Below are 15,649 nucleotides of genomic sequence, written 5' to 3'. Positions count from 1 at the left end.
CAGGAGCCGCCCCGGTGCATTCTGGCACGCCTGCGCGGCAACTGGCCAAAAGCCAGGCCGCGAATTATTCGTTTTGCGTTACAACCGGGAGGTGCGGTGCATGGCCCGCTCTGACTCTGGCTCCATCGATCGAAACAAAACCCCTTCCCCACACCATGAACTGAGCGACGAAGAGCTCAAGCGCATCGTCGCCGAAGCCGATACCGGCGGACGTCAGCCGACCGGGCTGGCAGCCAAATTCCTGCTTGCGGCAGCCATCGTCTGGTCATTGTTCCAGTTGTGGATCGCCTCGCCGCTGCCGTTTTCGCTCGGCGTTTTCATCCTCAACGATACCGAGTCGCGTGCCATCCATCTGGCCTTTGCGGTGTTTCTGGCCTTTGCCGCTTACCCGGCCATGAAGTCCTCGCCGCGCCATTACGTGCCCCTGCTCGACTGGCTACTGGCGCTTGCTGCCGCCTTCTGTACCGGCTATCTCTTCCTGTTTTATTCCGAATTGGCCAACCGGCCGGGTTTGCCGACCACGCTCGATCTGGCAGTGGCCGTATGCGGCCTGGCACTGTTGCTGGAAGCGGCCCACCGCGCCCTGGGCCTGCCGATGGTGATCCTCGCCGCAGCGTTCCTGATCTACATTTTCTTCGGGCCATACATGCCCGAGATCATCGCCCACCGCGGCGCTTCACTGGCCAAAGGCATGAGCCATCTGTGGCTGTCCACCGAAGGGGTGTTCGGCGTGGCGCTGGGCGTGTCGGCCGGTTTCATCTTCCTGTTCGTGCTCTTTGGTGCCCTGCTCGAGACTGCGGGTGCGGGCAATTACTTCATCAAATCGGCCATCGCCTTGCTTGGCCACTTGCGCGGCGGCCCGGCCAAGGCGGCGGTGGTGGCCTCGGCCTCCACCGGGCTGATCTCCGGCTCATCGATCGCCAACGTGGTCACCACCGGCACCTTCACCATCCCGCTGATCAAGCGCGTCGGCTACCGCCCGGACAAAGCGGCGGCGGTGGAAGTAGCCTCGTCGGTCAACGGCCAACTGATGCCGCCAGTCATGGGCGCGGCGGCCTTCCTGATGGTCGAATATGTCGGCATCTCCTATGTGCAGGTGCTCAAACACGCCATCCTGCCGGCGCTGATTTCCTACATCGCGCTGTTCTACATCGTGCACCTGGAAGCGATGAAGATGAACCTGCAGGGCATCCCGCGGCGCGAACCGCTGCCCTGGCAGCGGACGATGGTGAGCACCACGATGACGGTCTCCGGCCTGATCATTCTCGCTGCCATCGTCTACTTCGGCTTCGGCTGGATCAAGACGCTCGCGGGTGAGGCCTCCTTCGTCATCATCGGCGGCTTGATGTTCCTCGCCTACGTCGGCCTGATCGCCTACAGCGCCCGCTATCCCGAACTGCACATGGACGACCCCAAGGAGCCGATGGAGTACCTGCCCGAGATCGGTCCCACGCTGAAATCCGGCCTGCACTTCCTGCTGCCGGTGGTGGCGCTGATCTGGAACCTGATGGTGGAGCAGCTCTCGCCGGCGCTCTCAGCCTTCTGGGCCACCATGTTCCTGATCTTCATCCTGGTCACCCAGCGGCCGCTATTTGCCTTCTTCCGCAAAACCGGCCACTACGGCGCGGCCGCCCGCCAAGGCTTCCAGGATCTGATCACCGGCCTGGCTACCGGCGCGCGCAACATGATCGCCATCGGGATTGCCACCGCCACCGCCGGCATCATCGTCGGCACGGTCACGCTGACCGGTGTCGGGCTGGTGATGACCGAACTGGTGGAAATCATCTCCGGCGGCAACCTGATGGTGATGCTGATCATGGTGGCGGTGATCTGCCTGATCCTTGGCATGGGTTTGCCGACCACCGCCAACTACATCGTGGTGTCCACACTGATGGCGCCGGTGGTAGTGGAACTGGGCGCGCAGTCCGGCTTGCTGGTGCCGCTCATTGCGGTGCATATGTTCGTGTTCTATTTTGGGCTGATGGCCGATGTCACCCCGCCGGTCGGCCTGGCGTCCTATGCGGCCGCCGGCATCGCCAATAGCGACCCGATCCGCACCGGTCTGACCGCCTTCGGCTACAGCGCCCGCACCGCGATTCTGCCCTTCATGTTCATCTTCAACACGCAGCTGCTGTTGATCGGCATCGACAACCTGTGGGAGCTGGCGCTGACCGTGGGCAGTGCGATACTCGCCAGCCTCACCTTTGCCGCCGCCACGCAAGGCTGGTTCCTGACCCGCAACCGCTTCCATGAAGCGTTGCTGTTGATCCTGGTGACCTTCTGCCTGTTCCGTCCCGGCTTTTTCATGGACATGATTTTCCCGCCTTATGAGGATGTACACGGCGGACGACTGATCGAACTGGCGGAAAAAGCGCGCGCCAATGACCGGCTGCGTATCTGGATCGAAGGCACCAACATCGACGGCAAGGCCGTCTCCAAGGGCGTGCTGCTGCCGCTGGGCCCCGCCACCAATGCCCAGGGCGAGCCGCTCAACGGACGTCAACGCCTGGCCTTTTCGGGCCTGACCGTGATGCCGATCGGCGAAGACTTGCAAATATCCGGTGTGCAATTCGGCTCCCAAGCCGAGCGCTTGGGCATCGAATTCGGCTTTGTAGTGACCGCTGTGGAACTGCCGGCCGAGCGTCCCGCCAAGGAATGGGTCTTTATTCCTGCCCTGCTGGTGCTCGGGCTGGTGATCTGGATGCAGCGACGGCGCATGCCGCGCACCCCCGCGGCCAGCCCGGCCTGATCGGCGCCGTGCGATCGTTGCCGGCGGGTCAGATCAACGATCCGCCGGCAACGATCGTCCGTGCATCCTGCTCGGTGATGCGCACCGTAGCATTGGCCAGCACATGGGCAATCAACCAGTCCTCCAGACGCTCCGCACCGTCTGCAGCCAACTGAATGAAGCGGCAGCCGGCCTGCCCACCGTCGGCACTGTGGACAAAGTTCACCACCTGGGCCTGCCCGCGGATCTCGTCGGGCACGCCGCGTCGCAGCAGCACAAAATCAAAGCTTTGCCCGGACACCGGCGGCGTGGTGCACGGATAGGCAAAGCCTTCCAGGGACAAGTCATTGAGCGCGAGCTTTTGACCGGCGATCAGCACCCAAAAGCAAACCTCGCCGCGACGGGTGGCCAAAAACCGCTGCCGTCGCCGTTTTTCTGTGGTTTCTCCGTCCATCCCGCATCCTGTCCGAGTCAGTTCCGTTCGTGATCCTCGAGCGTGCCGACCGCCGATGGCGACACTCAAGCTTTGCCGCGTTCCCGCCGCGCCCGCGCAACCAGCTGATCGAGCACACGAATCGCGCCCTCATGGCCGCCGGCCATTGAACTGGAGGTCAGGTATTTGCCCTCGACCACCAGCGTGGGCACACCGTTGATCTTCATCGCCGCCGCCAACTGGTTGCCGCGTTGGAGCATCGATTGCACACCGAATGACTGATAAACCTTCATAAAGCCGCCCACGTCGGCGACTTTGCCGGCCAGCCACTCGCGCACGCCGCTTTCGGTATGCAGCGGACGCTTCTGCTTCTGAACTGCATCGAAAATTTGCGGATGCAAGGTCTCCAGCACACCGCTGACCTCGGCGGTGTAATACAAGCGCGCCAGCCCCTGCAATTGGGCGCTGTTCCAGATCACCGGCACATGGCGGAACCGCACATCCTGTGGCTGCGCCTTGGCCCATTCATGGATCAAGGGCGCCAGTGCGGCGCAATGCGGGCAACCGTAATGGAAGAACTTGATCACCTCGATACGCGCAGGATCGTCGGTCGGCTGGGCCGGATCGAGCACGGTGAAACTTCCTTCTTGCTGCGCCAAGACGCTGGCAAGCGGGGAGGCGAAAGCACCCAGCGCAACGAGTTGCTTGAGGACGGTACGACGGTTCATGCGGTTCTCCGTATCACTTGGAAAGCAGAAGGAGGCAAATAGACGCAGCCCGGCCGGCGATGTTCCCAAAAGAGGCGCGGAGTCGGCGCTAAGGCGCAGCACGCACCACGGTGGCGGTAAAGCCGCCTTCGGCCAGACGCGAGCGCATGGGTGCCATCTCCTCGGGGCTGCTGAACGGGCCGATGCGTACCCGATGCACAGTGCGTCCGTCGGCGCTGCGGCCGCGTTGGGCGCTGGCGTCGATACCGGCCAGTGCCAGACGCGCCTTCAGGTTGTCCGCTTCGGCCGGATCTTCGAAAGCTCCCACTTGCAGATACAGGCGTTCGACCGTTGCCGGCGCCGGCGGCGTTGCCGGCGGTGCCGATTCGGTCTGCGCGCCTTCGCCTTGCGGCAAAATCTTGTAGAACTGGAAATCCTGCTTCACCACCGGGCGGTCGCCGGGCTTGCCGGGCAAAGCCACCGGCGGCCGCTCTGCGTCCGGCACACGCGGACTGGTCGGCGGCGCCTGAAAGGGATTGGCCCGGGTGAAATACCAGGCTGCGCCGGCCGCGAACACCGCACCGAGCACCAGACCGATGAACAAACCAATGACCGTGCCGCCGCCACTGCGGGCCGGCCGGTTTGTCGATTGCTTCACGGGTTTGCGCGGGCGACTCACGTTTGCCTCCAATGCCTACATCGACGCCGGGGCCGAGACGCCGAGCACCTTCAAGCCGCTGGCCAGCACCTGACGTACCGCAGCGGCCAGCGCCAGGCGGGCGAGCTTGAGCGCTTCATCGTCCACCAACATGCGCTCGGCGTTGTACCAGCCGTGGAATTCGGCGGCCAGATCCTTGAGATAGAAGGCGATCTGATGCGGCGCATAGTCAGCTGCGGCGCTTTGCACCAATTCCGGGTAGCTCGCCAGACGGGCGCACAGCGCCAGCTCGCGCGCATTTTGCAAGCGCCCGAGATCGGCCTCGCAGAGCTCGGCCACTTCGCCGCCCCATTGCGCCAGCACCGAGCACACCCGCGCATGGGCATATTGCACGTAGTACACCGGATTTTCGTTGCTCTGGCTTTTGGCCAGGTCCAGATCGAAGTCCAGGTGCTGATCGCTTTTACGCAGCACATAGAAAAAGCGGCAGGCATCGTTACCGACTTCGCGGCGCAACTGGCGCAGGGTGACGAATTCGCCAGCGCGGGTCGACATCGAGGTTTTTTGCCCGTTGCGGTACAGCACCGCAAACTGCACCAAGGCCACCTCCAGCTTTTCCGGTGGCAGGCCGAGCGCGGCAATCGCGCCGCGCACCCGCGGGATATAGCCGTGGTGATCGGCGCCCCAGATATCGATGATGCGGTCAAAGCCGCGCTCGTACTTGTTCAGATGGTAGGCGATGTCCGAGGCGAAGTAGGTGAATAAGCCGTTTTCGCGCTGCACCACACGATCTTTCTCATCGCCGAATTCGGTCGAACGGAACCACTTGGCGCCATCTTGCACATAGATGTGGCCGGCTTGTTCCAATTGCCCGATGGCGCGCTCGACCAGCCCGGTGTCGAACAGGCTTTGTTCGGAAAACCACTTATCGAAGCGCACCCCGAACTCGGCCAAATCCTCGCGGCAGTCACTGAGTTGCTCATTGAGCGCAAAGCCATGCACCCAGGCATAGTCCTCGCCCAGCAGGCGCTTGGCATTGGCGATCAGCGCATCCAGATGCGCCTCGCGCTGCTGCACCGCCGCCTCATCCTTGCGCTCGGCCGGGGGCAGGCCGGGCGTGCCGGCCAGCACCTGCTCCAGCGTGACCTTGGCAAAGCGGTCCTGGTGCGCATTGCTGAGCTCGCGCGCCATGTCGATCACGTAGTCGCCCTGATAGGCGTTGGGCGGAAACTCCACCTGGATGCCAAAAAAAGCCAGATAACGCAGCCAGGTCGACAGTGCCAGAATGTCCATTTGCCGGCCGGCATCATTGACGTAGTACTCGCGGACGACCTCATAGCCGGCCAGTTCGAGCAGATCGGACAGCGAAGCACCATAGGCCGCACCGCGCCCGTGGCCCACATGCAGCGGCCCGGTGGGGTTGGCGGAAACGAACTCGACCTGCACCTTGACACCCTTGTGCGCGCCGCGCCCGTAATCGGCCCCGCGGGTGAGCACTTCGCGCACCACCGCGGTCTTGGCCTGCGCAGCCAGGGTGAAATTGATGAATCCCGCGCCGGCCACCTCGGCCTTGGCCACCAGAGGAGAAGCCGGCAGTTCGGCCAAAAGCAGGGCGGCCAGCTCGCGCGGGTTACGGCGCAAGGGCTTGGCCAGTTGCAAGGCCAAATTGGTGGCGAAATCGCCGTGGCTGGCCTGCTTGGGACGTTCCAGCACGATAGTGGCATCGGCCTGCGCGGGCGCGACGCTCTTCAATGCGGCACGTAACAGGTCGGTGAGGAGAACTTTCGGATCGGCGCTCATGGCACTCGCAAGAACAAAAAAGCGCTCAATTATAACGGATCGCGCACCCCGCCCCGGCGCGGCACACGCAACAGCGCGTAAGCGTGCGCGCCGCGGCTCTCGACGGCGCACGACACTCTCCGATAAAGTCCGTCCTTTGCATCGTTCGCCTCGTCCCAGTGCGCCTGTTCCGCCTCGTCAAGATCGTCACCGTCGGCCTGCGCTTCGGCCTGGACCGCATCGTGCTGGACGCCGACAGCAGCGGACGCCTGGCACGCCTGTGGCAAGTGCTGTTTTTCTGGCGGCGCTTTGAAGAGCCGCGTGCGGTGCGACTGCGCCGGGCGCTGGAGTCGCTCGGTCCGATCTTCGTCAAATTCGGCCAAATGCTATCGACCCGGCGCGACCTGCTGCCGCCGGATCTGGCCGACGAGCTGGCGCTATTGCAAGACCGCGTACCGCCTTTTCCCACCGCGCAGGCGATCGCGGTGCTGGAAGATTTCTACGGCAAACCGGTCGATGAAGTATTCCTGGACTTCGACCGCACGCCGGTGGCCTCTGCCTCGGTGGCGCAGGTCCATTTCGCCCGCTTGCCCGACGGCACCGAAGTTGCGGTGAAGGTGTTGCGCCCCGGTATCGAGCGGGTCATCGCCCACGATTTGGCGCTGATGGAGGCCGCCGCCATCGTCCTGGAGAAGGTATGGCCCGAGGGCCGGCGCTTGAAGCCGCGCGAAGTGGTCGGCGAGTTTGCCAAATACCTCGCCGACGAACTCGACCTGATGCGCGAAGCGGCCAACTGCTCGCAACTGCGGCGCAACTTCAGCGGTTCGGAACTGCTGATCGTGCCCGAAGTGTACTGGGACTGGTGCGGCAAGTCGGTGATGGTGATGGAGCGTATGCACGGCGTGCCGATCTCGCAGACCGCGACGCTCGTCGCACAAGGCATCGATCTGTCGCGGCTGTCACGCGCCGGCGTGGAGATTTTTTTCACCCAGGTGTTCCGCGACGGTTTTTTCCACGCCGACATGCACCCCGGCAACATCTTCGTGCATGCCGACGGGCGCTATATCGCGCTCGACTTCGGCATCATGGGCACACTGACCGACACCGACAAAAACTACCTGGCAACCAATTTCTTGGCCTTTTTCAAGCGCGATTACAAGCGTGTGGCTCAGGCCCACATCGACGCCGGCTGGGTGCCGGCCAAGACCAGGGTGGACGAGTTCGAGAGCGCCATCCGCGCGGTGTGCGAGCCGATCTTCGACAAGCCGCTCAAAGACATCTCCTTCGGCAAAACGCTGCTGCGCCTGTTCCAAACCGCCCGTCGCTTCGAGATGGAGGTGCAGCCCCAACTGGTCATGCTGCAAAAAACCCTGCTCAATATCGAAGGGTTGGGCCGCCAGCTCGACCCGGAACTGGATTTGTGGAAAACCGCCAAGCCCTTCCTGGAGCGCTGGATGGACGAACAGGTGGGCTGGCGCGCGCTCTACCGCGGCATCCGTGAAGAAGCTCCGAACTGGGTCGGCACCCTGCCACAACTGCCGCGTCTGGTGCATCAGGCGCTGGCCGAGCCCGCCCGTCAGCAAACAGCGGTCCGCGACGACATTGCCCGCCTGGCCATCACCCAGCGCCGGCAAGGGCGGTTGATCGCCGTGCTCACCCTGTTGCTCGCAGTACTGATCGGTTTTGAACTGGCGCGCCTGATGGGCTGAACGATTCCGCCTGCCGGTCATCAAACGGGCATGACGGGCGCTTGCGGCGCACGCCGGCGCCCGGCCCGGTGTTCATCGGACCTGAGGCAGGCGATCATGACCCCACCCGCTCCGCTCCCCCACGGCCCACGCCCCACCATCCGGATAATCGGCGCCGCCACGGCGCTCGGCGCTCCCGCACCCGGCCCGGCGCAGGCCCCCGACGCGCTGCTGGCCGCCGGCCTGCTTCACGCGCTACAGGTTCGCGGCTGCGCCGCAGCGCTCGACACGGTGCTGCAGCCAGCTCAGACCCACCTGCCTGCGGGCGCGCCTGCCGCCGAACGGCTCGCCGCGGCAGGCGCCTATGCCCGCCGGCTGGCCGATCATATCGCCGCGCTGCCCGACGACAGCCTGCCGCTGGTGCTCGGCGGCGACCATTCGGTTGCCGTGGGCACCTGGCGCGGCATGGCACGCCGTCTTCAGACGCGCGGCCCGCTCGGTCTGATCTGGATCGATGCCCATCTGGACAGCCACACCGACACCAGCACCCACTCCGGCAACATCCATGGCATGCCGCTGGCCGCACTGCTGGGCGAAGGGGCCGAGGCGCTCACCGAGGTGCCCGGCCCGCGCCTGGACCCCGCCCATGTATGTGTGATCGGCGCGCGCGACTGGGAGGCCGAGGAACTCGAACGCCTTACCCGCCTGGGGGTACGGATTTTCGGCATGGCCGAGGTGCGCCGCCGCGGTCTGGATGCGGTTTTTTGCGATGCGCTCACCATAGCGCGCAGCGCAACCGCGGGTTTTGGCGTCAGCATCGATCTGGACGCGGTCGATCCGGCGGAGCTGCCCGCAGTGCTGTGCCCGGCCCCCGGCGGTTTGTCGGCGCGCGCGCTGGGCGATGTGTTGCACGTCTTGCGCAGTTGTGGCGATCTGGTGGCGCTGGAGATCGTCGAATATCTGCCCGAGCGCGACCCGCAGGGCGTAGCCGCGGGCTGGGTCAAAACGTTTGCCGAAGCCGCGCTGGGCCCCAACACCTATCTGCTGCGTGCCCGCGAACGCGAATTCGGCGCCCACAACTACGCCCCGCTGCCGGTGGTGTTTCAGCGCGGCGAGGGCGTGTGGCTGTGGGACGTGGAAGGACGCCGCTATCTGGACATGATGAGCGCCTATTCCGCGGCGAGCTTCGGCCATGCTCACCCACGCTTGGTGCAGGCGCTCACCGAACAGGCCAGCCGCCTGGCGCTGACTTCGCGCGCGTATTCCAACGATCGCCTGCCGCTACTGCTCGAACGCCTGTGTGTCTTGTTTGGCTATGAGCGCGCCCTGCCGGTCAATACCGGCCTGGAGGCGGTGGAGACCGCACTCAAGGCAGCGCGCAAATGGGCCTACCAGGTCAAAGGCGTGCCTACCGACGCGGCAGAAATCATCGCCTGTCACGGCAATTTCCATGGCCGCTCGATCGCAATCGTCGGTTTGTCCTCGGTGGCCCAATATCGTCAAGGCTTCGGCCCCTTCCCCCCGGGTCTGCGGCGCATCCCCTACGGCGACCCGCAGGCACTGGAGGAGGCGATCACGCCCAACACCGCGGCGTTTCTGGTCGAACCCATCCAGGCCGAAGGCGGCGTGCTAGTGCCGCCAGCGGGCTATCTTGCGCGCTGCGCGCAAATTTGCCGGCGCCACAATGTGCTGCTGATCGCCGATGAGGTGCAGACCGGGCTGGGACGTACCGGCCGCCTGCTCGGTTGCGACCATGACGGCGTGCGCCCGGACGGGCTCATTCTTGGCAAAGCGCTCGGCGGCGGTCTGCTGCCGGTCTCCGCCTTTCTGGCCGACCGCGCGGTGATGGATGTGTTTACCCCTGGCGACCACGGCTCCACCTTCGGCGGCAACCCACTGGGGGCGGCCGTGGCGCTGGAAGTGCTCGATCTGCTGTGGGAAACCCGTATCTGGGAACACGCCGAGCGTGTGGGACAGCGCCTGCGCGAGCGCTTACGCGCCGACTGCCCGTCCTGCGTACGCGAGATCCGCGGCCGCGGCCTGCTGACCGGCGTCGAGCTGCACCCCGAGGGCGCTTCGGCCGGACTGGCGGCAGAACTGCTGCTCGCCCGCGGCATCGCCACCCGCGACACCCACCGCAGCGTGCTGCGCCTGTCGCCACCGCTGATCATCGACGCCGAGCTGGCCGAGCAGGCCGCCGCCACGGTGTGCGAGGTGCTCGCCAGCTTACCTGCGGCAGCGCGCAACCGCGGCTGACCGGCGGTCCGGCAGCGCGCACCTTTTTTGTGCGCAACTTGCTGCAAGTTCAGCGGCATTGGCTGCCTTTGCCTCAAACATCGGCGAAAAAATCCGCGCCCCTGGCCGTGATCGTTGCTACACTTCGCCCCGCTGACAACCACGCCCAACCCTGCGGAGAGGCCGCCCATGCTGCTCTGGCTCGTCGTCGCCTACCTGGTCATTTCCATTGGCATCGGCCTGGTGGCCGCCACCCGGGTGCACAACGCCCGTGACTATATCGTCGCCGGCCGCAATCTGCCGATGTACATCGTACTGGCCATGGTGTTTGCCACCTGGTTCGGTGCCGAAACCGTGCTGGGCATCTCGGCCACATTTCTCGACGAGGGCTTTCGCGGACTGATCTCCGATCCGCTGGGCGCTTCGCTATGCCTGGTGCTGTTCGGGCTGATCTTTGCCCGCCCGCTGTACCGCATGAACCTGCTCACCTTGGGCGATTTTTTCCGCGTACGCTATAACCGCAGCACCGAATTGGTACTGTCGCTGTGCATCGTGGCCTCCTACCTGGGCTGGGTGGCCGCGCAGGTGACCGCGCTCGGCCTGGTGTTCAACGTGCTCTCCGACGGCGCGGTGTCGATGAATGAGGGCATGATGATCGGCTCTTCGGTGGTGCTGCTCTACACCTTGTTCGGCGGCATGTGGTCGGTGGCCATTACCACCTTCGTGCAGATGATCGTCATCGTCATCGGCCTGCTCTATGTCACTTGGCTGGCCGGCGACATGGCCGGCGGCTTCGACACCGTGATTTCCAAGGCCGCTGCCGAAGGCAAGTTCGAGTGGCTGCCCACCTTGGAACCGCTCGACATGCTGGCCTGGGTTGCCGCGCTGCTCACCATGGCGCTGGGCTCGATTCCGCAGCAGGACGTGTTCCAGCGGGTCAATTCCTCCAAGAACGAACGCATTGCGGTATGGGGCACCACGCTGGGCGGGGTGAGCTATTTCTTCTTCGCCGCGGTGCCACTGTTTTTGGCCTATTGCGCCACACTGATCGACGCCGACATGGTCGCCCGGCTGATGGAGGAAGACACGCAGTTGATTCTGCCGCACCTGATCATCCATTACATGCCGTTTACCGCCCAGGTGGTGTTTTTCGGCGCACTGCTGTCGGTGATCATGAGCACCGCCTCGGGTACCCTGCTGGCACCTTCGGTGACCTTCTCGGAGAACGTGCTGCGCGGCTTTTTCCCCAATATGAGCGACCGCGGCCTGTTGTGGAGCACCCGCATCACCGTAGCGGCCTTCACCGGCTTGGTCACACTCTATGCCACCGCCACCGAAGCGACCATTCACCATATGGTCGAAAACGCCTACCGGGTCACCCTGGCCGGCGCCTTCGTGCCGCTGGCCGCCGGGCTATTCTGGAAACGCGCCAACAGCCTGGGGGCTGCGCTGGCCATCACCTTTGGCCTGGCAACCTGGCTGTTGCTGGAATTCACCATGCCGGAAGGCGTAGTCGAACCGCAACTCATCGGTTTGGTGGCCAGCGCCATAGGCATGGTCATCGGCGGCTACCTCGGCCGCCCCACTCACCACCGTCCGCGGGCCGGCCATCACCGCGCGGCCGCCGCCACCCATCACGCGCGCTAAAGATGGGCAGAACCTTCACCCGGCGGGCGCAACCCTTGACCCCAATCAAAGCATCGGCACCGGGTTGACACTATGGTTGCGGGGCTTTTTTGCCCCTGCAACCGCATGAACCCATTGCCTCGTATCGAACTGGTCTGCCCGGCCGGCAGTCTGCCGGCGCTCAAAACCGCCATCGACCATGGCGCCGACTGCGTCTATCTCGGCTTCAAAGACGCCACCAATGCACGCAACTTCACCGGACTGAACTTCGATCCGGCCACCATGCGCGAAGGCGTGCGCTACGCCCACCAGCACGGCCGTAAAGTGCTGCTGGCGCTCAACACCTACCCTCAGGCCCACAACTGGGCGGATTGGACCGCCGCGGTGGACCGCGCCGCCGACATGGGGCTGGACGCGGTCATCCTGGCCGACCCCGGACTGATGGCTTACGCCGCCAAAACCCATCCACAGCTGCGCCTGCATCTGTCGGTACAGGGCTCGGCCACCAGCTACGAGGCGATCAACTTCTACCATGAGCGCTTCGGCATCCAGCGCGCGGTGCTGCCGCGGGTGCTATCGCTCGCTCAGGTGGAGCAGGTCATCGGCAAGACGCCAGTGGAGATCGAGGTGTTCGGCTTTGGCGGCCTGTGCGTGATGGTCGAGGGGCGCTGCGCGCTGTCGGCCTATGCCACCGGCGAGTCGCCCAACTGCAACGGCGCCTGCTCGCCCGGCAAACATGTGCGCTGGGAAAAAACCCCGCAGGGCATGGAAACACGGCTCAACGGCATCCTCATCGACCGTTTTGCCGACAATGAGCGTGCCGGCTACCCGACACTGTGCAAGGGCCGCTTCGAGGTCAATGGAGAAACCTATTACGCCATCGAAGAGCCCACCAGTCTCAACACCCTGGAACTGCTGCCGGCGCTCGCCCGCGCCGGGGTGCGGGCGATCAAGGTCGAGGGCCGCCAGCGCAGCCCCGCCTATGTCGCCCAGGTCACCCAGGTGTGGCGCGCCGCGCTCGACCGGCTGATGGCCGATGCCGATAGCTTTACCGTCCAGCCTGCCTGGATGGCCGCGCTCAACAAGGTATCCGAAGGCCAAAGCCACACGCTGGGCGCCTACTACCGGCCCTGGAAATGAGCGCCCCAATGAGCGCCGCGCGCCCTGCCACCACGACGAACACGCCATGAAACTTGCCCTTGGACCTTTGCTTTACTACTGGCCGCGCCAAGCCACGCTGGATTTCTACGCCGAGATCGCCGACAGCCCGGCCGACATCGTCTATCTGGGCGAAACGGTGTGCGCGCGCCGCCATGAACTGCGCCTGGACGACTGGCTGGAAGTGGCCGGCATGCTCGCTGCCGCCGGCAAAGAGGTGCTGCTCAGCACCCAAACGCTGATCGAATCCGAATCCGACCTCAAGACCTTGCGTCGCATCGTCGCGCAGCGCGAGTTCAGTGTCGAAGCCAATGACATGGGCGCGGTACGCTTGCTGGCCGAAGCCGGCCGCAACGACTGGGTGGCTGGCCCCACGCTCAATGTGTTCAACCCCGCCACGCTGGCCCTGCTACAGGAGGCCGGCGCGCGACGCTGGGTGATGCCGCCGGAAATGTCCCACAAGGCCCTGAGCGCGCTGTTGGACGGCATCGACCCGGCGCCAGAGACCGAAATCTTTGCCTGGGGACGCCTGCCGCTGGCGCACTCGGCGCGCTGTTTCACCGCACGCCACTTCAATCTGCAAAAAGACACCTGCGAGTTCCGCTGCCTGGGGTTGGCCGACGGCATCGTGCTGCGCACCCGTGAAGGCGAGCCCTTTCTCACCCTCAACGGCGTGCAGACGCAGTCGTCGCGCATCTACAACTTGCTCGGCGACCTGTCTGCGGTGCGCGAACGCGCCGGGGTGCTGCGCATCAGCCCGCAAGGCGAACACACCGCTGCGGTGCTCGCCACCTTCCGCGCCGCGCTCGCCGGCGAACTCGACCCGCAGGCGGCGCTGGTCGCCAGCCGCCAGTGGATGAGCGAGGAACCATGCAACGGCTTCTGGCATGGCCGCGCCGGCGTCGAACAGTACGTCGCCTCCTGAACCAGAACGCCCACAGGATCGCCCCATGCCGAACCTTCCCGCCCTATCCCGCTTTGCCCGCTTGCAGGCCGCTGCGCGCCGTCTGCCGGCGTTTACCCTGCCCCCGGCGCTCGGCCGCCTGCTCGCCCGTCTGCCGCAGCAGCCGCCTGCGCTGGCGCTGTGCCTGGCGCTCAACCTTGCGCTCGGCCGCGTTCTGCCTCGCGAAGCGCTCGCACCGCTTGCCGGCCGCCACTTGCGCCTGTGTGTCACCGATGCCGGCCTGACCCTGGACTTTGGCCTGGGCGCGCGCGGCTTCCGCCCTTGGCCGGCGGGCAGTGACGCGGATCTGACGCTGTCGGCCACGGTACGCGATTACCTCGCCCTGGCTTTGCGCGAGGAAGACGCCGACACGCTGTTCTTTTGCCGCCGACTGACCATGGAAGGCGACACCGAGCTGGGTTTGCTGGTCAAAAACACCCTGGATGCGGTGGATTGGGAGGCACTCGCCACCGCCTGCTCGCCCGCCGCGCTGCTCGCCCGCCTGCCGCTGCCCGGCCGCTGACGGCCGCTGCGCCCACGCTTTGGCAGCCGGCCTGCGGTTAGAATCGGACCTCCCGCTCCCCGGACCGACCCGATGGCGCGCCATGCCTCCAACCTGCCGCTAAAGCTGACGCTCGTTTATGCGGCGCTGGTCATCTATGCCTGCCTGCATCCTTTCACCGGCTGGCAGGCGAGCGGTCTGCCGATGTTCGACTACTTGCTGGCGCCCTGGCCGCGTTATTACCGCAGCGAGGATCTGGTACTCAACGTCGCCGGCTATCTCCCACTCGGTTTTCTGGGCGCGGCCGCGCTGTTCCCGCGGCTGGGTGGCCCCGGCAGCATTCTGGCCGCCACACTGGGCGCCGGCATCCTCAGCCTGAGCCTGGAAACGGCGCAGAACTTTTTACCCAGCCGGGTGGCCTCCAACCTGGATTTGGGCTGCAACCTGCTGGGCGCGCTGGCCGGGGCGCTGGCCGGCGCAGTCTGGGGGCCGGCGTTGTTCGACCCCCAGGGCGGACTGCAGCGCTGGCGCAGCCGGCACATCATCGGCGGCCACACCGGCGAGCTGGGCTTGCTGCTCGTCGGATTATGGCTGCTGACCCAATTGAGCGCCGACGGTCTGCTGTTTGGCAGCGGGGATCTGCGCCACTGGCTGGCGCTGCCCAGCCCGGTCGCTTTCGCGCCGGAACGCTTCATCCGCCTGGAAGCCGCGCATGTGGCCACTACCGTGCTGGGCGTGGGGCTGTTCGCACGCTGCATCATGCGCGCCGCCGGGCTGTGGTCGATTCCCCTGCTGTTCATACTGGCCTTTGCGCTGACCACGCTGGCCACCTTCAGCTTCTATTCGCCCGACATGCCACTGGCCTGGCTGACGCCCGGCGCACGCCTCGGTTTGCTCGTCGGGTTACCGCTTCTGGCCGCCTGCCTGTTGCTGCCGCGGGTACTGCAGCACGCCTTGGCCGGCATGGCCATGCTGGCGGCGACCGCGCTGGTCAATCTGATGCCGGAAAACCCCTATCTGCCGTTTCGCACCAGTGCAGCGGCGGCCGGGCACTTTCTCAATTTTCATGGTCTGACCGCAGTCACCGCGGCAGCCTGGCCCTATCTGGCGCTGGCTTACTTGTCGGCCCTGGGCCTGTGGCGCGGCGAGCATCTGGCCGCCGAGCGGCGACTATAATCGGCCCATCGAACAG

12 protein-coding genes are annotated in these 15,649 nt (G+C 65.2%); 8 read left to right on the top strand and 4 right to left on the bottom strand.

All coding sequences use genetic code 11. The features are described 5' to 3' along the window. Positions 1-100: 100 nt before the first annotated feature. On the top strand, positions 101-2,749 hold the full coding sequence (locus tag DIE29_RS01370; RefSeq protein ID WP_102040695.1) for a TRAP transporter permease: 2,649 nt from the start codon (positions 101-103) through the stop codon (positions 2,747-2,749). A gap of 28 nt (positions 2,750-2,777) precedes the next feature. Here DIE29_RS01370 and DIE29_RS01365 read toward each other — a convergent pair whose 3' ends face one another. From DIE29_RS01365 to argS, 4 genes are all read right to left on the bottom strand, one after another. Further along, positions 2,778-3,182, bottom strand: a complete 405-nt coding sequence (locus DIE29_RS01365; protein ID WP_102040694.1) for a PilZ domain-containing protein — start codon at positions 3,180-3,182, stop codon at positions 2,778-2,780. A 65-nt stretch (positions 3,183-3,247) separates the two neighbouring features. Next, positions 3,248-3,889, bottom strand: a complete 642-nt coding sequence (locus DIE29_RS01360; protein WP_102040693.1) for a thiol:disulfide interchange protein DsbA/DsbL — start codon at positions 3,887-3,889, stop codon at positions 3,248-3,250. A gap of 88 nt (positions 3,890-3,977) precedes the next feature. Continuing rightward, positions 3,978-4,547: an SPOR domain-containing protein gene (locus tag DIE29_RS01355; protein WP_102040692.1), complete on the bottom strand. Its 570-nt coding sequence runs from the start codon at positions 4,545-4,547 to the stop codon at positions 3,978-3,980. A gap of 15 nt (positions 4,548-4,562) precedes the next feature. Then, complete coding sequence (argS, locus tag DIE29_RS01350; RefSeq protein WP_114648988.1) at positions 4,563-6,326, bottom strand: arginine--tRNA ligase; 1,764 nt, start codon at positions 6,324-6,326, stop codon at positions 4,563-4,565. A 158-nt stretch (positions 6,327-6,484) separates the two neighbouring features. On the opposite strand from argS, the gene ubiB reads away from it, so the two are divergent. From ubiB to DIE29_RS01315, 7 genes are all read left to right on the top strand, one after another. Continuing rightward, positions 6,485-8,014, top strand: coding sequence for a ubiquinone biosynthesis regulatory protein kinase UbiB (ubiB, locus tag DIE29_RS01345; protein ID WP_114648987.1), 1,530 nt, complete (start codon positions 6,485-6,487; stop codon positions 8,012-8,014). Positions 8,015-8,110: 96 nt separating this feature from the next. After that, positions 8,111-10,249 (top strand): ornithine--oxo-acid transaminase, encoded by a 2,139-nt coding sequence (gene rocD, locus DIE29_RS14930; protein WP_114648986.1) that lies wholly within the window; start codon positions 8,111-8,113, stop codon positions 10,247-10,249. Positions 10,250-10,417: 168 nt separating this feature from the next. Continuing rightward, positions 10,418-11,875 (top strand): high affinity choline transporter 1, encoded by a 1,458-nt coding sequence (locus DIE29_RS01335; RefSeq protein WP_102040688.1) that lies wholly within the window; start codon positions 10,418-10,420, stop codon positions 11,873-11,875. 105 nt (positions 11,876-11,980) lie between these two features. After that, positions 11,981-12,994, top strand: coding sequence for a ubiquinone anaerobic biosynthesis protein UbiU (gene ubiU, locus DIE29_RS01330; RefSeq protein WP_102040687.1), 1,014 nt, complete (start codon positions 11,981-11,983; stop codon positions 12,992-12,994). A 46-nt stretch (positions 12,995-13,040) separates the two neighbouring features. Next, the gene (locus tag DIE29_RS01325; RefSeq protein ID WP_114648985.1) at positions 13,041-13,937 is read left to right on the top strand and encodes a U32 family peptidase; all 897 of its coding nucleotides are present in this window, start codon (positions 13,041-13,043) and stop codon (positions 13,935-13,937) included. A gap of 25 nt (positions 13,938-13,962) precedes the next feature. Further along, a complete protein-coding gene (gene ubiT / locus DIE29_RS01320) occupies positions 13,963-14,478 on the top strand; it encodes a ubiquinone anaerobic biosynthesis accessory factor UbiT (RefSeq protein WP_205409760.1) in 516 nt (171 codons plus the stop codon). Between the two features lie 72 nt (positions 14,479-14,550). Then, positions 14,551-15,633 (top strand): VanZ family protein, encoded by a 1,083-nt coding sequence (locus DIE29_RS01315; RefSeq protein ID WP_102040684.1) that lies wholly within the window; start codon positions 14,551-14,553, stop codon positions 15,631-15,633. Positions 15,634-15,649 lie beyond the last annotated feature (16 nt).

This window comes from Pseudothauera hydrothermalis (assembly GCF_003345255.1).
Taxonomy (GTDB): Bacteria; Pseudomonadota; Gammaproteobacteria; order Burkholderiales; family Rhodocyclaceae; genus Pseudothauera; species Pseudothauera hydrothermalis.
The sequence above is the reverse complement of the archived record's forward strand: the minus strand, read 5'-3'. Positions and strand labels throughout refer to the sequence as shown.

What these genes read in the sequence shown, in the direction of transcription:
- rocD (WP_114648986.1), top strand. Translation starts at nt 8,111, where the DNA reads ATGACCCCACCCGCTCCGCTCCCCCACGGCCCACGCCCCACCATCCGG.
- ubiT (WP_205409760.1), top strand. Translation starts at nt 13,963, where the DNA reads ATGCCGAACCTTCCCGCCCTATCCCGCTTTGCCCGCTTGCAGGCCGCT.
- DIE29_RS01315 (WP_102040684.1), top strand. Translation starts at nt 14,551, where the DNA reads ATGGCGCGCCATGCCTCCAACCTGCCGCTAAAGCTGACGCTCGTTTAT.
- ubiU (WP_102040687.1), top strand. Translation starts at nt 11,981, where the DNA reads ATGAACCCATTGCCTCGTATCGAACTGGTCTGCCCGGCCGGCAGTCTG.
- argS (WP_114648988.1), bottom strand. Translation starts at nt 6,326, where the DNA reads ATGAGCGCCGATCCGAAAGTTCTCCTCACCGACCTGTTACGTGCCGCA.
- DIE29_RS01365 (WP_102040694.1), bottom strand. Translation starts at nt 3,182, where the DNA reads ATGGACGGAGAAACCACAGAAAAACGGCGACGGCAGCGGTTTTTGGCC.
- DIE29_RS01335 (WP_102040688.1), top strand. Translation starts at nt 10,418, where the DNA reads ATGCTGCTCTGGCTCGTCGTCGCCTACCTGGTCATTTCCATTGGCATC.
- DIE29_RS01370 (WP_102040695.1), top strand. Translation starts at nt 101, where the DNA reads ATGGCCCGCTCTGACTCTGGCTCCATCGATCGAAACAAAACCCCTTCC.
- DIE29_RS01360 (WP_102040693.1), bottom strand. Translation starts at nt 3,889, where the DNA reads ATGAACCGTCGTACCGTCCTCAAGCAACTCGTTGCGCTGGGTGCTTTC.
- DIE29_RS01325 (WP_114648985.1), top strand. Translation starts at nt 13,041, where the DNA reads ATGAAACTTGCCCTTGGACCTTTGCTTTACTACTGGCCGCGCCAAGCC.